Origin of the sequence: Helcococcus ovis (genome assembly GCF_004524775.2) — a bacterium.
Classification (GTDB): domain Bacteria; phylum Bacillota; class Clostridia; order Tissierellales; family Peptoniphilaceae; genus Helcococcus; species Helcococcus ovis.
Window position 1 is genome coordinate 180,442 of sequence record NZ_CP119081.1, and the last position, 16,974, is coordinate 197,415.

At 27.3% G+C, this 16,974-nt stretch carries 16 protein-coding genes and 1 other annotated feature; of the genes, 15 read left to right on the top strand and 1 reads right to left on the bottom strand.

Annotation, left to right across the window (positions count from 1 at the left end):
- The first annotated feature begins 137 nt into the window (after window positions 1-137).
- The 5 genes from EQF90_RS00840 (at window position 138) to EQF90_RS00860 (ending at window position 5,371) form a co-directional block, all read left to right on the top strand.
- Complete coding sequence (locus EQF90_RS00840; RefSeq protein WP_245151246.1) at window positions 138-716, top strand: CtsR family transcriptional regulator; 579 nt, start codon at window positions 138-140, stop codon at window positions 714-716.
- Window positions 717-725: 9 nt separating this feature from the next.
- Entirely contained in the window at window positions 726-1,376 is a 651-nt protein-coding gene (locus EQF90_RS00845) for a hypothetical protein (protein ID WP_134711370.1), read from the top strand.
- Window positions 1,376-3,760: an ATP-dependent Clp protease ATP-binding subunit gene (locus tag EQF90_RS00850; protein ID WP_134711371.1), complete on the top strand. Its 2,385-nt coding sequence runs from the start codon at window positions 1,376-1,378 to the stop codon at window positions 3,758-3,760. The genes EQF90_RS00845 and EQF90_RS00850 overlap by 1 nt, the downstream gene beginning before the upstream one ends.
- 1 nt (window position 3,761) lies before the next feature.
- Window positions 3,762-5,126 carry a DNA repair protein RadA gene (gene radA, locus EQF90_RS00855; protein WP_134711372.1) on the top strand — a complete coding sequence of 455 codons (1,365 nt, stop codon included), beginning with the start codon at window positions 3,762-3,764 and terminating at the stop codon, window positions 5,124-5,126.
- Window positions 5,127-5,209: 83 nt separating this feature from the next.
- Window positions 5,210-5,371: a hypothetical protein gene (locus tag EQF90_RS00860; protein WP_167604049.1), complete on the top strand. Its 162-nt coding sequence runs from the start codon at window positions 5,210-5,212 to the stop codon at window positions 5,369-5,371.
- 464 nt (window positions 5,372-5,835) lie between these two features.
- Here the strand turns inward: EQF90_RS00860 and EQF90_RS00865 are convergent, their stop codons facing one another.
- Window positions 5,836-6,939: a YibE/F family protein gene (locus EQF90_RS00865; protein ID WP_134711373.1), complete on the bottom strand. Its 1,104-nt coding sequence runs from the start codon at window positions 6,937-6,939 to the stop codon at window positions 5,836-5,838.
- 85 nt (window positions 6,940-7,024) lie between these two features.
- Window positions 7,025-7,260 (top strand) — a binding site (T-box leader).
- 42 nt (window positions 7,261-7,302) lie between these two features.
- Between EQF90_RS00865 and EQF90_RS00870 the strand changes: the two genes are divergently transcribed.
- From EQF90_RS00870 to EQF90_RS00915, 10 genes are all read left to right on the top strand, one after another.
- Window positions 7,303-8,772, top strand: a complete 1,470-nt coding sequence (locus EQF90_RS00870) for an ABC transporter permease subunit (protein WP_167604051.1) — start codon at window positions 7,303-7,305, stop codon at window positions 8,770-8,772.
- The gene (locus tag EQF90_RS00875) at window positions 8,759-9,478 is read left to right on the top strand and encodes an amino acid ABC transporter ATP-binding protein (RefSeq protein WP_134711375.1); all 720 of its coding nucleotides are present in this window, start codon (window positions 8,759-8,761) and stop codon (window positions 9,476-9,478) included. Before EQF90_RS00870 ends, EQF90_RS00875 begins: the two co-directional genes overlap by 14 nt.
- A 561-nt stretch (window positions 9,479-10,039) precedes the next feature.
- Window positions 10,040-10,390, top strand: coding sequence for a GntR family transcriptional regulator (locus EQF90_RS00880; protein WP_134711376.1), 351 nt, complete (start codon window positions 10,040-10,042; stop codon window positions 10,388-10,390).
- Window positions 10,387-11,088: an ABC transporter ATP-binding protein gene (locus EQF90_RS00885; protein ID WP_134711377.1), complete on the top strand. Its 702-nt coding sequence runs from the start codon at window positions 10,387-10,389 to the stop codon at window positions 11,086-11,088. Before EQF90_RS00880 ends, EQF90_RS00885 begins: the two co-directional genes overlap by 4 nt.
- A gap of 9 nt (window positions 11,089-11,097) precedes the next feature.
- Complete coding sequence (locus tag EQF90_RS00890; RefSeq protein ID WP_134711378.1) at window positions 11,098-11,961, top strand: hypothetical protein; 864 nt, start codon at window positions 11,098-11,100, stop codon at window positions 11,959-11,961.
- 136 nt (window positions 11,962-12,097) lie between these two features.
- The gene (locus tag EQF90_RS00895) at window positions 12,098-13,567 is read left to right on the top strand and encodes a carbon starvation CstA family protein (protein ID WP_134711379.1); all 1,470 of its coding nucleotides are present in this window, start codon (window positions 12,098-12,100) and stop codon (window positions 13,565-13,567) included.
- 83 nt (window positions 13,568-13,650) lie between these two features.
- A complete protein-coding gene (locus EQF90_RS00900) occupies window positions 13,651-14,379 on the top strand; it encodes a peptidylprolyl isomerase (RefSeq protein WP_280633466.1) in 729 nt (242 codons plus the stop codon).
- Window positions 14,380-14,495: 116 nt separating this feature from the next.
- Entirely contained in the window at window positions 14,496-16,007 is a 1,512-nt protein-coding gene (locus EQF90_RS00905; RefSeq protein WP_134711381.1) for a Y-family DNA polymerase, read from the top strand.
- Window positions 16,008-16,016: 9 nt separating this feature from the next.
- Entirely contained in the window at window positions 16,017-16,430 is a 414-nt protein-coding gene (locus EQF90_RS00910; RefSeq protein ID WP_209021422.1) for a hypothetical protein, read from the top strand.
- A gap of 65 nt (window positions 16,431-16,495) precedes the next feature.
- Window positions 16,496-16,864, top strand: a complete 369-nt coding sequence (locus EQF90_RS00915; RefSeq protein ID WP_134711383.1) for a class II SORL domain-containing protein — start codon at window positions 16,496-16,498, stop codon at window positions 16,862-16,864.
- The last annotated feature ends 110 nt before the right edge of the window (window positions 16,865-16,974 follow it).

The window sequence follows — 16,974 nt, forward strand, 5'->3', positions numbered from 1 at the left end:
TTATAACATTTAATTATTTATTAAAATGTGATCCTAATCACAATAGCTGTAAATTGAATAAAAAAATAGCTATTTATTAAATAATTTTAATGTTTGTCTTAATTATATATCAAAAAAAAATAAAATGTAGTATTTTAATGATATTTTCAAATATTTTTAAGATATTAAAAAACTTTACAACAAAGGTAAAAGATGGTAAAATTATTTTGAATAAATTATTATATTTTTTTGAATTAAAGTCAAAGAAGGACAAAATGGGATTAACAACACAGATAGAAAAATTTTTACTTGATATGATGAATGATACTGAGAAAGAGTTTATTGAAATAGGACGAAATGAATTAGCTGAAAGGTTTAATTGTGCACCTTCTCAAATAAATTATGTACTTACGACTCGATTTACACCATATAAAGGATATTATGTGGAAAGTAGAAGAGGTGGAAGAGGGTATATAAAAATTATAAAGCTAGAAATGACAGAAGAGCAGTTAATAAATAAGATATTAAATGGAACTATAGATAAGACTATAACACTGGACAAAGTTTTACATATACTTAGAGGGCTTGTTCAAGAAGATATTTTAACTATTAAAGAAGCACGTATTATTCAGCATAGTTTGGATGATAATGCACTTAGACATATAGAAGTAAATGACAGAAGTTTAGTTAGAGCAAGTATATTTAAAAATATATTATTAGCTCTAGTGAGAGATTAGGAGGTAATTATGCAATGTTTTAATTGTGGTAATGATGCTGATATGGAAGTTTTCATGATGATTAATGGAAAAATGAAAAAAATAAGCATATGCAATGATTGTTACCAAGAACAATTAAAAAATATGGTGGATTCATTGAGTGATGAAAATGGAGAAATTGATCCAGAAGAAATTCAAAAGAAAATGTTTAAGTTTTTCAAGGATAATAAAGATGAATTTGAAAAATTTATAAGTGAAGCTATAAATGATGAAAACTTTGATATGAACAATTTGAATCCGGAAAACTTTGATGTGACTGAAATGAATTTTGAAAATTCAGGAATAGATTTTTCAAGGTTTAATGGAGATTTGAATGATATATTTAAGGGATTATCGGATAATTCTCAAACATATTTTAGAAATACTAAAAAAAGAGAAAAAGACAATCTTTATGATGAAACAAATAAAAAATCCAAAGAAAATATTAATGTAAAGGATGAATTAAAGCAAGCTAGAGAAATAAGAATGTTGAAACACGCAGCTGAAAAGAAAAAAGAAGAGTTAAAGTTACATTTACAAAAAGAAGATTATTTAGCAGCTGCAACATCTAGAGATGAAATGAGAGAAATCAATAAGAAAATAATGATAATTAGACAATTACAAAAAGAGGTTAATAAATAATGAATTTTAGAGAACTAATGCAAAAACTTGTTGACGAAGCTACGGTCTTAAAATCTAAATATATCGGTACAGAACATGCATTACTTGCGCTTATGAAGACTGGTGGATTGGAATCCAAGGCTTTAAGCACGGCAGGAGCGGATTATATTTTATTAAATGAATATTTGAAAAATAGATTAAATAGGGAAGAATCGAGTAAAATCATAGGTACAACACAAGAACTTAAAGATATAATGGATGATGTATTATTACAAAAAAAGAGAGGAAATAAAGATAATACTCTTGAAGAATTATTATTAATCAATCTTTTAGTTTCCGATACTTTAGCAAAAGAAATGTTGGTAGATACAAATGTAAATCCTCAACAGGTTTACATGATTTTGGATTATTATATGACAAATAAGCTTAAATCTTCTCAATTAACAAAAACTCCAAATTTATCTAAATATGGGCAAGATTTAGTTGAAAAGGCTCTAGCTAAAATAGATGGAGTTATAGGTAGAGATAAAGAAATAAATAGAATTATTCAAGTGCTTACAAGACGTACTAAGAATAATCCGATACTTATTGGAGAACCTGGTGTAGGTAAAACAGCTATTGTTGAAGGATTAGCAAAAAAGATAGCTCAAAATGATGTTCCTGATATTATGAAAGGTATGAGAATTATAGCTTTAGATATGGCACAAATGGTAGCTGGTACTAAGTATCGTGGAGATTTTGAAAAAAGAATTTCTGATACTTTGAAAGAAGTTACGTCTTTAGAAAATGTAATAATATTTATAGATGAAATTCATACTATTGTTGGAGCTGGTTCATCAGAGGGATCACTTGATGCTTCAAATATTATGAAGCCATATTTGACAAAAGGAGAGTTAAAGATAATTGGTGCAACTACAGTAGATGAATACAGAATGTTTATTGAAAAAGAAGCTGCACTTGAAAGGAGATTACAACCAATTCAAATAGAGGAGCCTTCTGTTGAAGAAACAATTGAAATTATTAAGGGAATTAAAAAATATTATGAAAAATTTCATAGAATTAAAATAACTGATGAAATTATTGAAGAAGCTGTAAAATTATCAGATAGATATTTAGTTGATAGATTCTTACCTGACAAGGCTATAGATGTTATTGATGAAGCATCTTCTAATCTAAAAGTTGATTCATTTAAGATTCCTGAAGAACTAAAAAAATTACAAGATGAATACGCTGAATTAAATAAACAAAAAGAAGAAGCTGTAAATATACAAAATTATGAAAAAGCAGCCTTTATTAGAGATAAGATAAATGAAGTTGAATTGAAAATTATGGAATTTAATCAAAAAGAAGAAGAGTCTGATGAAATACAATACACATCAGAAATCACTGTAGAGAAAATTCGTTCAATAATTTCAGAATGGGCTAAAGTACCTGTAACAAAACTTACAAAAGAAGAAAATGAAAGATATAGAGATCTTGATAAAAATCTAAAAGGTACGGTGATTGGACAAGATGATGCTGTTGAAAAAGTTTCAAAAGCTATTAAAAGAGCTAGGGTTGGACTTAAGGATAAGGATAGTCCAATAGGTACGTTTATATTTGTTGGACCAACAGGTGTGGGAAAAACTTATTTAGCAAAACAATTAGCTGAAGAAATATTTGAAAATGAAAATAGTTTAATAAGAATAGATATGAGTGAATACATGGAAAAACATGCAGTTTCTAAACTTATTGGTTCTCCTCCGGGATATGTTGGATACGATGAAGGGGGACAACTTACAGAAAAAGTTAGAACTAATCCATATTCGGTTATATTATTTGATGAAATTGAAAAGGCTCATCCTGATATTTTCAATATTTTATTACAGATTCTTGATGAGGGTAGATTATCTGATTCTCAAGGAAGAGAAGTAGATTTTACAAATACAATAATCATAATGACTTCAAATGCCGGGGCTTCTCAACTTTCTAAGAGAAATACAATTGGTTTTGAATCAGAAGAAATGAAATCTAAGAGAGATTATGAACACACTAAAGAAATAGTTAATAATGCACTTAAGAATTTGTTTAAACCTGAATTTCTAAATAGAATTGATGATATTATCGTATTTAATAGATTAAATAAGGAAAATATTAAAGAGATAGTGAAATTAAAATTAGATGGATTAATTGATAGAATTTCAGAAATGGGATATGAAGCTAAATATACTGATAAAGTAGTTGAAAAAATTGCTGAAGTTGGATTTGATGATGCTTATGGTGCTAGACCGTTAGATAGAGCGATTAAAACAGAAATTGAAGATTTAATTGCTCAAAAAATATTGGAATCAGGCATTTCAAAGAACAAAAAAATCTCAATTATTTTAAGAAATTCAAAAATTTCAATAAATGAATTAGGAAAGTAATATGAAATTAAAAACAGTTTTTAAATGTATAAACTGTGGTGAAGAGCAAATAGCTTGGACTGGGAAATGTCCAAGCTGTGGTGCTTGGGACAGTTTAGTAGAAGAAGTAGTTGAAAAAAAGTCAAAGTCACAAAGTTTAAGTTCAAAAAAAATCTATAAAAAATCAAATAGGTTAAATTCGATAAAAGTCGATTCGTCAGAAAGATTTCTTACAAATATCAATGAATTTGATAGAACCATTGGAGGCGGGATAGTTAAGGATAGCATATCTATTTTAACTGCTAAACCAGGTGCCGGTAAATCAACATTATTACTTGAAATAGCGAAAAATTTAGCTTTACATGGTCATAAAATTTTATATATATCCGGTGAAGAATCGGAATCTCAAATTAAAAATAGAGCATTAAGGATAATGGATGTGATTCCTGAGGATATATTTATAATTTCAACAAACTCAATGGATATAGCTCTTCATGAAATAGAAGTGCTTAACCCTGATGTTATATTTTTGGACTCTATTCAAACTTTAGGATTAGAACAATATTCACAACGACCAGGAACTCCAACACAGACAATAGAATGTGCTAATGAACTTGTAAATATTTGTAAAAGTACTGAGAAACCTAAAGCTGCGATAATGATTGGGCACATGACAAAATCAGGAGAAATGGCAGGCTTAATGACTTTGGAACATTTGGTTGATACTGTACTAATTTTAGAGTCGGAGTCAGACTCTCAATTGAGAGTTTTAAGAACAACTAAAAATCGTTTTGGATATACTGGAGAAATTGGCTTATTTAATATGGAAGAAGGAGGACTTAAAGAAGTTCAAAATCCTTCAGAATATTTTATAACGCCGAGAAAACACCCTGTAGAGGGTTCAGCTATTTCAGTTATAAAAGAAGGTTCAAGAATTATAACTGTAGAGGTTGAATCATTGGTGTCACATTCATTTACACCATATCCAATAAGAATAGGTGATAGTTTAAGAAAAGACCAACTTAATACCTTAATTTCAATTCTCGAACAAAGATCAGGTATTAACTTATACGATAAAAATGTAATATTAAAAACTACTGGTGGATTAAAATTGTCAGAGCAATCGGTAAATTTAGCAATAATAATGAGTATAGTTTCATCATTAAAAAATAAAGGTATAGATAATTCTACCGTATTTATTGCTGAAGTTGGATTAACAGGTGAATTGAAGCGTGTTCCGGAAATTGAAAAAAGACTTTTAGAACTTGATAGATTAGGATTTAAAAAAGCTTATATTTCTAAGAGTAAGGTAGATAAGAGAAAATTCAAGACTTTAGATGTTGTTGAGTGTGATACTATAAATGAGGTTATTAGGGAAGTTTTTTAGAAGTTAAATTTTAATTTTAATATTATTATTTTGGCATATGCTTATTAATGGCCACGGCAATGGTCTTGGAAATGAGTTTATCAATGGCTTCGAAAAAGGCTTTGGTAATGTTCTTAGTAATTTCCATAGAAATAGCCCCATCAAAAGAAAGAATTGAAAAAAGGCTAGGGCAGAATTTTTGGGGAAAATTAAAAAATGGCACTAGCGAAATGAAGAAAATTAGATATGCTGGGGCTAGAACGTAAAAAAGTAAAGAAAAATGGCCCTATCGAAATAAGGAAATGGGAAAAAGAAGGGGCAGAATTTTGTTTGAAAATTAAGAAATAGCCCCATCAAAAGAAAGAATTGGAAAAAGGCAAGGGCAGAATTTTTGGAAAAAATTAAAAAATGGCCCTAGCGAAATGAAGAAAATAAGATATGCTAGGGCTAGAACATAAAAAATTAAAGAAAAATAGCCCCATCAAAAGAAAGAATTGGAAAAAGGCTAGGGCAGAATTTTTGGGGAAAATTAAAAAATGGCACTAGCGAAATGAAGAAAATAAGATATGCTGGGGCTATAACATAAAAAATTAAAGAAAAATGGCCCTAGCAAAATAAGGAAATGGAAAAAGGCTGGGTCTATTATGAAAAAATGTAGATGAAAATGGCTCTAGCGAAAGAGCTAAATGAAAAAAAGCAGGGGTGCGTCACCCCTGCAATATTCAAAACATTATTTCCTTTTATATAAAGCTGTAGCAATAAAACATGAAAAAGGTATAACTAATACAAGTCCTATGCTTCCGGCAAATATTCTTACAAATTCAGTTATAAATATATCCATATTATAGAAAAATGGCATATGTGAATTGTATGAAAATATTAAAATTGATAGTGGTAATGCTGAGGCGAAATATGCTAAAACAAGTGTGTTTGACATTGTTCCGATTATATCTTTACCTACATTCATTCCTGATTTGAATAAATTCCAGAATGTTATTCCAGGATCTGCTTTGCTTATTTCTTCGATTGATGATGCTGTACTCATTGCTACGTCCATAATTGCTCCCAATGCTCCAATAATCATACTTGAATATAAAACTTTTTCTGCGGATATTGGAACCGGTAAAAATTGCATCATTACTGCGTTTTCATTGGACAAACCTGTGATATGTGCATTTGGTCCAAATATACTTGCAATCAAGTATGAAATAAATATACCAAATATTGTTGCTAAGATAGCTGCAAAAGTTTTTTTTGCAAATTTTCCAATAATTAATAGTGTGATGATTGTGTTTATAATTGATGTAATTATAGTTGCTTTAATAGGAGAATATCCTAATGTTATTAAATATATTAAAGTTAATATCATAGCTATAGAAATAAACATTGTTATTAATGATTTAAGACCAGCTTTTTGAGCGATTAATATTACTATAAATACAAATAAAATTAAAAGATAATAGACCCATGTCATTCTGTAATGATCATATAATACAAATTCCGAATTTACTTCATTTTGAAATATTATTACTGTTTGATCGGCCTTATATTCTATTTGAAATTGTGCGTTTTGTAGAATTAATTTGTTTATTTCGATATTTTTCCCTGATAAATTTCCATCTAAAATAACTAAATTATATTTTTCAAATTTATCTTTACCTTTATTGTATTTTTCGATTTTCTCAATTTTCGCTTTATAAAATTTTGAAATATTTTTTTGTATCCCATTTACTTGTTTTTGCTGATTATTTGGTATTTTATTATTCGTAGCAAATGTAGTGTTGCTAAATAAAATTAAAATAAGTAACAAAAAAATATATACTTGTTTTTTCATATATACCTCATTTTTTTATTTTTATTATATAAAAAAAATATTTATATTGACAAGTGCAACTTAGTTTGATATTATACTAAAAATATTAAATGTTTTGAAGAGAAGAGTAGTTATATTGTAAGCCAAAGCGAGTCTTGTATGGTGTGAGGAGATGGTCTAATTTATAATGAAAAGAGCCTCTGAACTAATATGTTGATATGTAGGCATATTCGGGTAGCCCGTTATAGCGAAGAGTAATGATAGTTACTTGATGAGATTTATTTTGTGAAAAATAAGTGAAAATGGGTGGTACCACGAATGTTAATGAGCTTCGTCCTATTAAGGATAATGCTCATTTTTTATTTTAAATTTTGGGAGGATAAGATGAAAAAAACACTAATAAATATTTTAGTAGCATTTATAATTTTTATAAATGGTTCTAATGTGTTTGCACAGGAAACAAATAAGGATACACTTACAGTTGCAACAAATGCAACATTTCCACCGTATGAATTCATTAAGGATGGAAAAATTGTAGGAATTGACATGGAAATAGCAAATAAAATTGCTGAAAAACTTAACTTAAAATTAAATATAGTTGATATGGAATTTAATACAATTATTTCATCTATTGAAAGTGGTAAAGCTCATATTGGAATGGCAGGTATGACAATAACGGAAGAAAGATTAAAGTCAATAAATTTTTCCGTACCTTATGCGAAAAGTACTCAAATAGTTTTATTAAATTCAAATTCTAGATTAGAAAAAATTGAAGATTTGAAAGATAAAAAAATAGGGACTCAATTAGGGACAACGGGAGATATTTACGCAAAAGATGATTTTGGAGAAAAAAATGTACAATCTTTTGATAAAATTTCGGATGCAATTTTGGCGATGAAAAATGGCAAAATTGATGCTATTATGATAGATCAACAAACAGGAAGAAATTACTTGTCAAATGATAGTGCTTTGAAAAAAATTGAAGCACCATATGTTGAAGAAGAATATGCAATTGCTATTAATAAAAATAACAAATATTTGTTAGATAAGGTAAATAAAGCAATCAAAGAACTACAAGATAATGGAATTATTGATAAAATAACAAAAAAATATATTAATAGTGAAAGCAATAAAGCGGAGATTTTGCCTTTTGTGGAAAAAGTTAAAAATGTTTTATTTGAGGATGGCATGTGGAAATATCTTGCTGAAGGATTGAAAATTACATTAATAGTTACATTTTTTTCATTGATACTAGGAATAACACTAGGTTTGTTAATTTCTGTTATTAAACTATATTATACTGAATTAAATCCTAAATTTGATTCAGTAAAAGGAATTATATTGATAGTGTTAAATAGAGTAGTGTCAATATTTGTATCTATAATAAGAGGAACTCCTACAATGATTCAACTTTTGATAATGTTTAATATAATTCTTTCATCGGTTAAAAACTTAGAAGTTGTTGCAGTTCTTACATTTGGAATAAATTCTTCAGCATATGTTGCTGAGATTTTTAGAGGTGCATTTAAGTCGGTTAAAAAGGGAGAAATCGAGGCTGCAAGAGCTTTGGGTATGAATTTTTCTCAAACATTTAGAAAAATTATATTACCACAGTCTTTAATAATAAGTTTGCCGGTATTAGGTAATGAATGTATAACTTTATTAAAAGAAACATCTATTGCAGGGGCAATAGGGTTACTTGAACTTACAAGAGGAGCAAACATTATAATTAGTAATAAATTTACAGCATATATTCCATATTTTACAACTGCATTAATTTATTATATATTGGTAAAAGTTTTTGAAATTGGATTTAAGAAATTAGAAGGGAAATTTAACTATGTTAGAGATTAAAAATATAAGCAAAACTTTTAATTCAAAAGTTTTAGATAATGTTAGTTTTGAAATTAATAAGGGAGAAATAGTTGTAATAATCGGACCTTCCGGATCTGGGAAGTCTACATTACTTAGAACTATGAATCTTTTAGAGATTCCGGATGAAGGACAAATTTACTTAGATGGAAATAAAATAAGTAAAGATACAGATATTAATCAATTTAGAGAAAAAGTAGGAATGGTTTTTCAAAATTTTAATCTTTTTTCACATTTAACAATATTAAAAAATTTAACCTTAGCACCAGTTACATTAAAGCATATTTCAGAAAAAGAAGCTAATAAAAAAGCCTTGGAACTACTTGATATGATAGGATTAAAGGATAAAAAAGAATCTTTTCCTAATGAATTATCAGGAGGCCAAAAACAAAGAATAGCTATAATACGTGCATTAATGATGAATCCGGATCTTATATTATTTGATGAGCCTACGTCTGCATTAGATCCTGAAAAAGTAGGAGAAGTTTTAGACTTAATGGAACATTTAGCTAAAGATGGTATGACCATGGCGGTAGTAACTCATGAAATGGGATTTGCAAAAAAAGTTGCTAATAGAATTATTTTTGTAGAGAATGGAAAAATCATTGAAGACACTAAGGAAGTAAAGAAATTTTTTGAAAATTCTGAAAATGAAAGAGTTAAGGAATTTTTAGAAAAAATTTTATGATTATTTGTATAATGTATTAATCATGGGGCTGTTTCAAAATAACTAAAAATGTTATTTTGCAATAGCTTTTTCTTTTTAATTGAAGTTTTAATCAAAACATTTATATACTTTAGAAATTGAATTTGTCCCGTGATTTAAATTAAAATTTAAGCATGGTATATTATTTTTGTTTTTCATATTAATATTATACCAAAAACAAGCACTAGATGTTGAAATCTAGTGTAAAGAGCTAAAACTACTACCTATAATCTGGATACATAAAATGATATTTTGCAACAGTACCATGATTACAAAAAGAATTACCAGAAAATCACGTTTAATAATATATATTAAAAATTATAATTGCTGAGAAGTTTTATTAATAGGAAAATTAACATTTTAATCTGAAAAGTTGTAAAGACGATAATATCAAAAATAAGAGTAAAAAATTCTAATTATTTTTTATTTTAGATTCTAAATTTAGACTTGAAATATAAATTTATTCTAATGTTTTTACAAAAGTATTGACATTTTCACTGCATTTCTGTATTATATAATTAATACAGAGGTAAAGGGGGTAATATGAAATTTGAAAAAGATAGACCTATATATACTCAATTAATTGAAGATATAGAACAGAGTATTATTAGTGGGAAATTCAAATCAGGTGAAAAGCTTCCTTCAATTAGAGGATATGCTGAAAAGAAGGTTGTAAATCCAAATACTGTTCAAAAGGCATATTCTGAATTAGAAAGAAGTGGATATATTTTTAGTAAAAGAGGAGTGGGATATTTTGTAAATGAAGATATTGTCGAAATTAATAAATTTAAATGTAAATATTTAGAGTTACAAATTGATGAATTTATTAATAAAATGTCGAATATTTCATTTTCAAAAGAGGAGATAATTGAAAAAATAAAGGAGAAGTTATGATAAAATTTTCAAATGTTTCAAAAAAATATAAAGGTGGAACTTTAGGGTTAGATGGACTTGACTTAGAGATTCAAAATGGTAAAGTTATCGGTATTTTAGGGCCAAATGGTTCTGGAAAAACTACATTCTTAAAATTGTTGAATGGATATTTGAAACCTACAAGTGGAGAAATTACAATTTTTAATGAAAAAATTGGACCAAAGACTAAATCAATGGTTTCTTATTTACCAGATATGCCTTTTATACCTGATGATTATACAATTTTGGAAGCTAAAAGTTTATGGAAGAATTTCTTTGATGATTTTAATGAAAATAAATTTGATGAACTTATAGAGTTTATGAAATTGGATCAAAATGCCAGAATTTCTGAATTATCTAAAGGAATGAATGAAAAATTTCATTTGACCTTGATATTATCTAGAGATGCTAAGATTTATGTTATAGACGAACCAATATCTGGAGTAGATTTAGTATCTAGAGATGTGATTTTAAATGCAATATTAAAGAATGTAGAAAAAGATAGAATATTAGTAATTACAACTCATTTAGTTGATGAAATGGAATCATTGTTTGATGATGTTGTATTTTTATCAAAAGGAAAAAAGATTTTAGAAGGAAATGCGGAACAATTAAGAGAAGAAAAAGGTAAGACTATAGCGGAGATTTTTAAGGATATTTATGGAGTTTTGGTTTATTAGGAGGATTCTATGGGAAAATTATTAAAATATGAATTTAGAAATAGTAGAAAAAAAGTTTTTCAACAAATAGGAATAATTTTATTAGTATCTCTTATTTTGCAAGTAATTCTTAGTGGAGTTGCTAGATATTCATTATCTAATATAGCTCATACAGGTCCAATGGGGCTTATCGCAACTGTTTCAGGATTATTTGTATTTGTAGGGACAGTATTAATTATTGTTACAGGTTTTATGTATTATATAACTTTGGCAAATATATTAAAAAAAGATGTATACTACGGGCAAGGATATATAACATTTTCAATACCAAAATCAGGATATCAAATAATAGGGTCTAAGATACTAATAGCTTTATTTTGGCTGATTGTATTGCCTATTGTTACAATAACAGTTAATGTTTTATTAGGTTATATTATATGGGTTATGATTCCGGGGGTAATAAAGGTTGATGAATTTTGGATGCGAATTAGTGAATTTTTGAATTCAAATGCATTTTATAAAGGCTTACAAGGGATATCTTTAAATGTTATTTTGTATTTTTCAATTTCATGGTTAGTTAATAGTATATTTACTATATTATTAATGTATGTATCTGTGATTGTTGATTATAGAATAGGAAGAAGAAAAAGAGATTCTTCAATGTGGATTCTATATTATATAATATTTGTTATTATATATACTTTTATAATGGTTATAGTATTTAGTCCTTTATCAATTACAAATCAAACAACATCCATAAATATGTATACTGGGTTAGCAACAGGTAATGAATTCTATTTGACTAAATATTTATCTTTAGCAATTAATTTCGTTGTTTCTATTTTATTATATATTTTTGTTTCTCACAATTTTGAAAATAAAATTGAGAAATAAATTTTTTAAGAGAAAGTTAAATTTATTAACTTTCTTTTTTATTTTAAAAAAAAGAAAAATTAGAGAAAAAAAAGAAAAAAATAAGTCATGAAAACGTAGTATTATATTTATATAATTTTAATTACGGAGGACTTATATGATTCTTTTTATTATTGGATTAATCATTTTAGGTTTAGGAGGCTATTTATATGGAAAATATTGTGAAAAAGTTTTCGGACCTGATGATAGAAAAACTCCAGCTGTTACTGAAGCTGATGGAGTTGATTATGTTGGAATGAAAAAATGGAAAAATGAACTTGTTGAATTATTGAACATTGCAGGTACAGGACCTGTATTAGGACCGATTCAAGGGATATTATTTGGACCGATTGCTTTTATTACAATTCCATTGGGATGCGTATTAGCTGGAGCCATGCATGATTATTTTATCGGTATGATTTCAATGAGAAATAAAGGAGCTCAGGTGCCTAAGCTTATTCAAAAATACATAGGTAAAGGAACAAATAAAGTATATAATTTTGTTAATTGGGTTTTACTTTTATTAGTAGGAGTTGTATTTATATATACACCAGGCGATTTAATCGTAAAAGATTTGCTACATATGGATGTAAATTCTAGTACTATTTATGTAGTATATGCTGTTATTTTAGGCTATTATATTTTAGCAACTTTATTTCCAATTGATAAAATTATAGGAAAGATATATCCTTTATTTGGAGCAATGTTATTATTATCAGCTATAGGAATATTTTTTGGTATTATATTTACAGGGGCGGGCTCATTAAATCAAATAAATGGTGGAACATTTTTATCAAAACACCCATTAGGTCAATCAATAATTCCTGTATTTTTCATAACTGTATCTTGTGGTATATTATCAGGATTCCATGGGTCTCAAGCAACTTTGATTTCTAGGACAGTAACAAATGAAAGAGAAGGTAGAGAAACATTTTATAATATGATGATAGGTGAAGGATTTATTGCTATGTGTTGGGCTGCCGGAGCTATGGTTGTTTATAATGAATTAAACAACGTAGGTATTCCTGCTACATTAATGGTTGGTAATATTTCTACAAGATTTATGGGAACTATAGGCGGTATATTTGCAGTAGCTGCAATTATAATTTTACCTATAACAAGTGGAGATACAGCATTTAGATCATTGAGACTTATGATTGCTGAACAATTTTCAATTGACCAAAAATCACCAATTAAGAGAATAATGTTATCTATAGCAATTTTTATACCTGCTATAGCGATTTTAATTTTTGCTAAAACTGATAAAAATGGCTTTAATTTATTGTGGAGATACTTTGGATTTATGAATCAATTTACGGCAGTGTTTGCATTGTTATTAATATCAGTTTATCTAAAAATAAAAGGCAAAAAATATTTAATAGCATTGATACCTGGAGCATTTTATACATTTATTGTATCATCATATATATTACATGCGGATTTAGGATTTTCTTTAGATTCTAGATTTGGATTTACAGGATATCAAATATCTTATCCAGTAGCATTTGTATTTGTATTATTTTTTATTTGGTTTGTAACACATGTTGTTAAAAGTAAAAAAGATGAAATATCAAAATTAGATAAATAATTTAACTTATAGTTGAAGATAATTATGTATTATTTTCAACTATTTTTATGTTATAATTTACATATTGAAGAATGGAGGGAAAATTGAAAAAAATATTAATTTTATTATTATGTCTAATATTTATGGTGGGCTGTACGAAAAAAGTAGAAAATAAAAATTTTGAAACAAAATCTGAAAAAACTAAATCTGAATTAAAAAAAGGAGATACTAAAGTGTTAAATCAAGTAGAAGGATATCAAGAAGGTAATATAAAAGCTAAAATTAAAACAAATATGGGAGAAATGGAATTGATATTATTTCCTAAAGTTGCCCCAAAAGCTGTAGAAAATTTTGTAAAACATGCTAAAGATGGATATTATGAAGGAATAATTTTCCATAGAGTTATCGAAGGATTTATGATACAAGGTGGAGATCCTACAGGAACAGGTAGAGGTGGAGAAAGCATTTGGAAAAAATCTTTTGAAGATGAATTTGATGTAAATTACAGAAACTTCTATGGTGCCTTATCAATGGCGAATGCTGGCCCAAATACAAACGGTTCTCAATTTTTTATAGTAACGGCTAAAAATAATATAAATGATAATTTAGTCGGACAAATGAAAAAATTGGGAGAAAAAGGAGGGTTCCCAGATTCTGTAATTGATGCTTATAAAAATTTGGGAGGGACACCTCATTTAGATGCAAAGCATACTGTTTTTGGTCATGTAGTTAAAGGAATGGATGTAGCTGAAAAGATCTCAAAAGTAGAGAGAAATTCATCTGATAAACCTATTAAAGATGTCGTTATAGAAAAAATAACAATAGAAGAATAGAAATAAACTAAGCTATAGGGTTTGCAAAATAACCATATAGCTTATATTTTAGCAACTAAACGAACAAATGTTTGATTTTTGGTTTAAAATATTGTAAAATGAAGGTGGAGATAAAAATGAAACAAAAAGTTTATATAGCGATAGATTTAAAATCTTTTTATGCCTCGGTGGAGTGTGTAGAAAGAGGATTGGATCCATTAACTACAAATTTAGTAGTGGCTGATTCAACAAAAACTGAAAAGACAATATGTTTGGCTGTGACACCTTCTTTAAAAAAATTAGGATTATCTGGTAGAGCAAGAATGTTTGAAGTAGTTCAAAAAGTAAGGGAAGCTAATAGATTACGAAAAAAAAATATAAATTGGAGAAATTTTGTTGATAAATCTGTAGATGATCGAGAATTAAGGATTAATCCATATCTAAGCATAGATTATATAGCAGCGCCACCAAGAATGGCTTATTATATAGAATATAGCACTAAAATATTTGAAATATATTTGAAATATATTGCTGAAGAGGATATTCATGTTTACTCAATAGACGAAGTTTTTTTAGATGTAACAAATTATTTAAAATATTCAAAAAAAACACCAAGAGAATTTGCTAAAACAATAATATTAGATATATTAAAATCTACCGGAATAACTGCAACTGCGGGAATAGGTAGTAATTTATATCTTGCAAAGGTTGCTATGGATATAAGAGCAAAGCATATAGATGCAGATAATGATGGAGTAAGGATTGCTGAACTTGATGAATATTCATATAGAAAATATTTGTGGCACCATAAACCTATAACCGATTTTTGGAGAATAGGTGTAGGATATGCAAATAGATTGAAAAATATTGGATTGTTTACTATGGGAGATATAGCAAAATGTTCATTAGGGGCAGAAAATGAATTCCATAATATAAAATTATTATTTGATACGTTTGGGATAAATGCTGAATTACTAGTAGATCATGCTTGGGGATATGAACCTGTAACAATAAAGGATATAAAATCATATAAACCAGAACATAGAAGTATATCTATGGGACAAGTTATGACCAGACCGTACACTTATCAAGAAAGTATAATAATTATTAAAGAAATGTTGGATTTAATTTCTATAAATTTAATAGAACAAAATTTTACAACTAATCATCTTACTATAAATATCGAATACGATATAGAAAATATAGAAAAAGGATATAAAGGGGTCATTTCAATAGATCGATATGGAAGAAAAAAACCATTTAATTGTAGATTTTCAGTTAAATTAGGTAAATACACCAGATCTACAAGATTAATGATAAAAAAAGTTTTAGAAGTATATAAAGAAAAAGTTAATAAAAGCTTAACGATCAGAAAATTTAATATTTCAGCAGATGATTTAAAATCTTTTGATGATATTAAAAATAATGAAGATGTTCAGATTAATTTTTTGTCTGAAGATAGCTTTGAATTGCAGGTAAATAGTATAGACATTGAAAAAAAATTAATATCAAAAGAAGAAAATTTACAAAAAACGGCAATTGATATAAAAAATAAATTTGGTAAAAATGCAATTTTAAAGGCAATAAATTTAGAAGAGAGTTCTACATTAATCGAAAGAAATAAATCTATTGGTGGACATAAAGCATAGGAATATATTATGAAAAAAAATATACATGATTATTCGGATATTATTAATATAGAAAGACCGGTATTTAAGATGAATAAAATGAGTGCTTATGAAAGAGCTGCTCAATTTTCACCTTTTGCAGCATTATCTGGTCACGATAAAGCAATTCAAGAAACGGTACGAAATACTCAAGAAAAAAAATTTTTTTATGAAAACTATAAAAATTTATTAGATTATAATTTACAAAAAATACTTAAAAAAATAAATTTAAATCCTAAAATTAGAGTAGTTTATTTTGAAAAAGATAAGTTGAAATCTGGGGGAAAATATATTAAAAAAATATTAAATATAAAAAGAATAGATAAAACTCATAAGATTTTATATTTTGAAAATGATATAAAAATTAAATTGGATGACATATATGAAATAGAATTGATTAAATAATATTAAGGTAAAATATTTTATTTTGTTGTATAATGGAGATGTATCAAATTAAGGGAGGAAATTAAATGGAATATTTAAAAGATACAGTTCAAGTTGGAGATTGGAAAGGTGAAAAACACGTTCCATCAATTATGGTTTTATCATCAGATAAAAATGAAGTAATGGTGAAAGTAAGAGTTGGTGAAGAAATTGCTCATCCAAATACTTTTGAACACCACATCGGTTGGATTAAATTATATTATTTACCAGAGGGAGCTAAATTACCTGTTCAAGTTGCTGATGTAAACTTTACAGCTCATGGAGAGGGAAATTCATTAACAGATCCTCAAGCTGTAGTAGCATTTAAGGCGGAAAAAAATGGTAAATTATTAGCACAAAGTTATTGTAATATTCACGGATTGTGGGAAAATGAAGCTGAATTAGTTTTAGGATAATAAAACGTATCGAATTTACACCCTTTTAAGTCTTTTAGGATTTAAAAGGGATTATTTTTTATTTATTTAGAGGTTAAATTTAATAATTCAACTTGATACATAAGATAAAT

What these genes read in the sequence shown, in the direction of transcription:
- EQF90_RS00860 (WP_167604049.1), top strand. Translation starts at nt 5,210, where the DNA reads ATGGCTTCGAAAAAGGCTTTGGTAATGTTCTTAGTAATTTCCATAGAA.
- EQF90_RS00865 (WP_134711373.1), bottom strand. Translation starts at nt 6,939, where the DNA reads ATGAAAAAACAAGTATATATTTTTTTGTTACTTATTTTAATTTTATTT.
- EQF90_RS00885 (WP_134711377.1), top strand. Translation starts at nt 10,387, where the DNA reads ATGATAAAATTTTCAAATGTTTCAAAAAAATATAAAGGTGGAACTTTA.
- EQF90_RS00840 (WP_245151246.1), top strand. Translation starts at nt 138, where the DNA reads ATGATATTTTCAAATATTTTTAAGATATTAAAAAACTTTACAACAAAG.
- EQF90_RS00870 (WP_167604051.1), top strand. Translation starts at nt 7,303, where the DNA reads ATGAAAAAAACACTAATAAATATTTTAGTAGCATTTATAATTTTTATA.
- radA (WP_134711372.1), top strand. Translation starts at nt 3,762, where the DNA reads ATGAAATTAAAAACAGTTTTTAAATGTATAAACTGTGGTGAAGAGCAA.
- EQF90_RS00880 (WP_134711376.1), top strand. Translation starts at nt 10,040, where the DNA reads ATGAAATTTGAAAAAGATAGACCTATATATACTCAATTAATTGAAGAT.
- EQF90_RS00895 (WP_134711379.1), top strand. Translation starts at nt 12,098, where the DNA reads ATGATTCTTTTTATTATTGGATTAATCATTTTAGGTTTAGGAGGCTAT.
- EQF90_RS00890 (WP_134711378.1), top strand. Translation starts at nt 11,098, where the DNA reads ATGGGAAAATTATTAAAATATGAATTTAGAAATAGTAGAAAAAAAGTT.
- EQF90_RS00845 (WP_134711370.1), top strand. Translation starts at nt 726, where the DNA reads ATGCAATGTTTTAATTGTGGTAATGATGCTGATATGGAAGTTTTCATG.
- EQF90_RS00905 (WP_134711381.1), top strand. Translation starts at nt 14,496, where the DNA reads ATGAAACAAAAAGTTTATATAGCGATAGATTTAAAATCTTTTTATGCC.
- EQF90_RS00915 (WP_134711383.1), top strand. Translation starts at nt 16,496, where the DNA reads ATGGAATATTTAAAAGATACAGTTCAAGTTGGAGATTGGAAAGGTGAA.
- EQF90_RS00910 (WP_209021422.1), top strand. Translation starts at nt 16,017, where the DNA reads ATGAAAAAAAATATACATGATTATTCGGATATTATTAATATAGAAAGA.
- EQF90_RS00850 (WP_134711371.1), top strand. Translation starts at nt 1,376, where the DNA reads ATGAATTTTAGAGAACTAATGCAAAAACTTGTTGACGAAGCTACGGTC.
- EQF90_RS00875 (WP_134711375.1), top strand. Translation starts at nt 8,759, where the DNA reads ATGTTAGAGATTAAAAATATAAGCAAAACTTTTAATTCAAAAGTTTTA.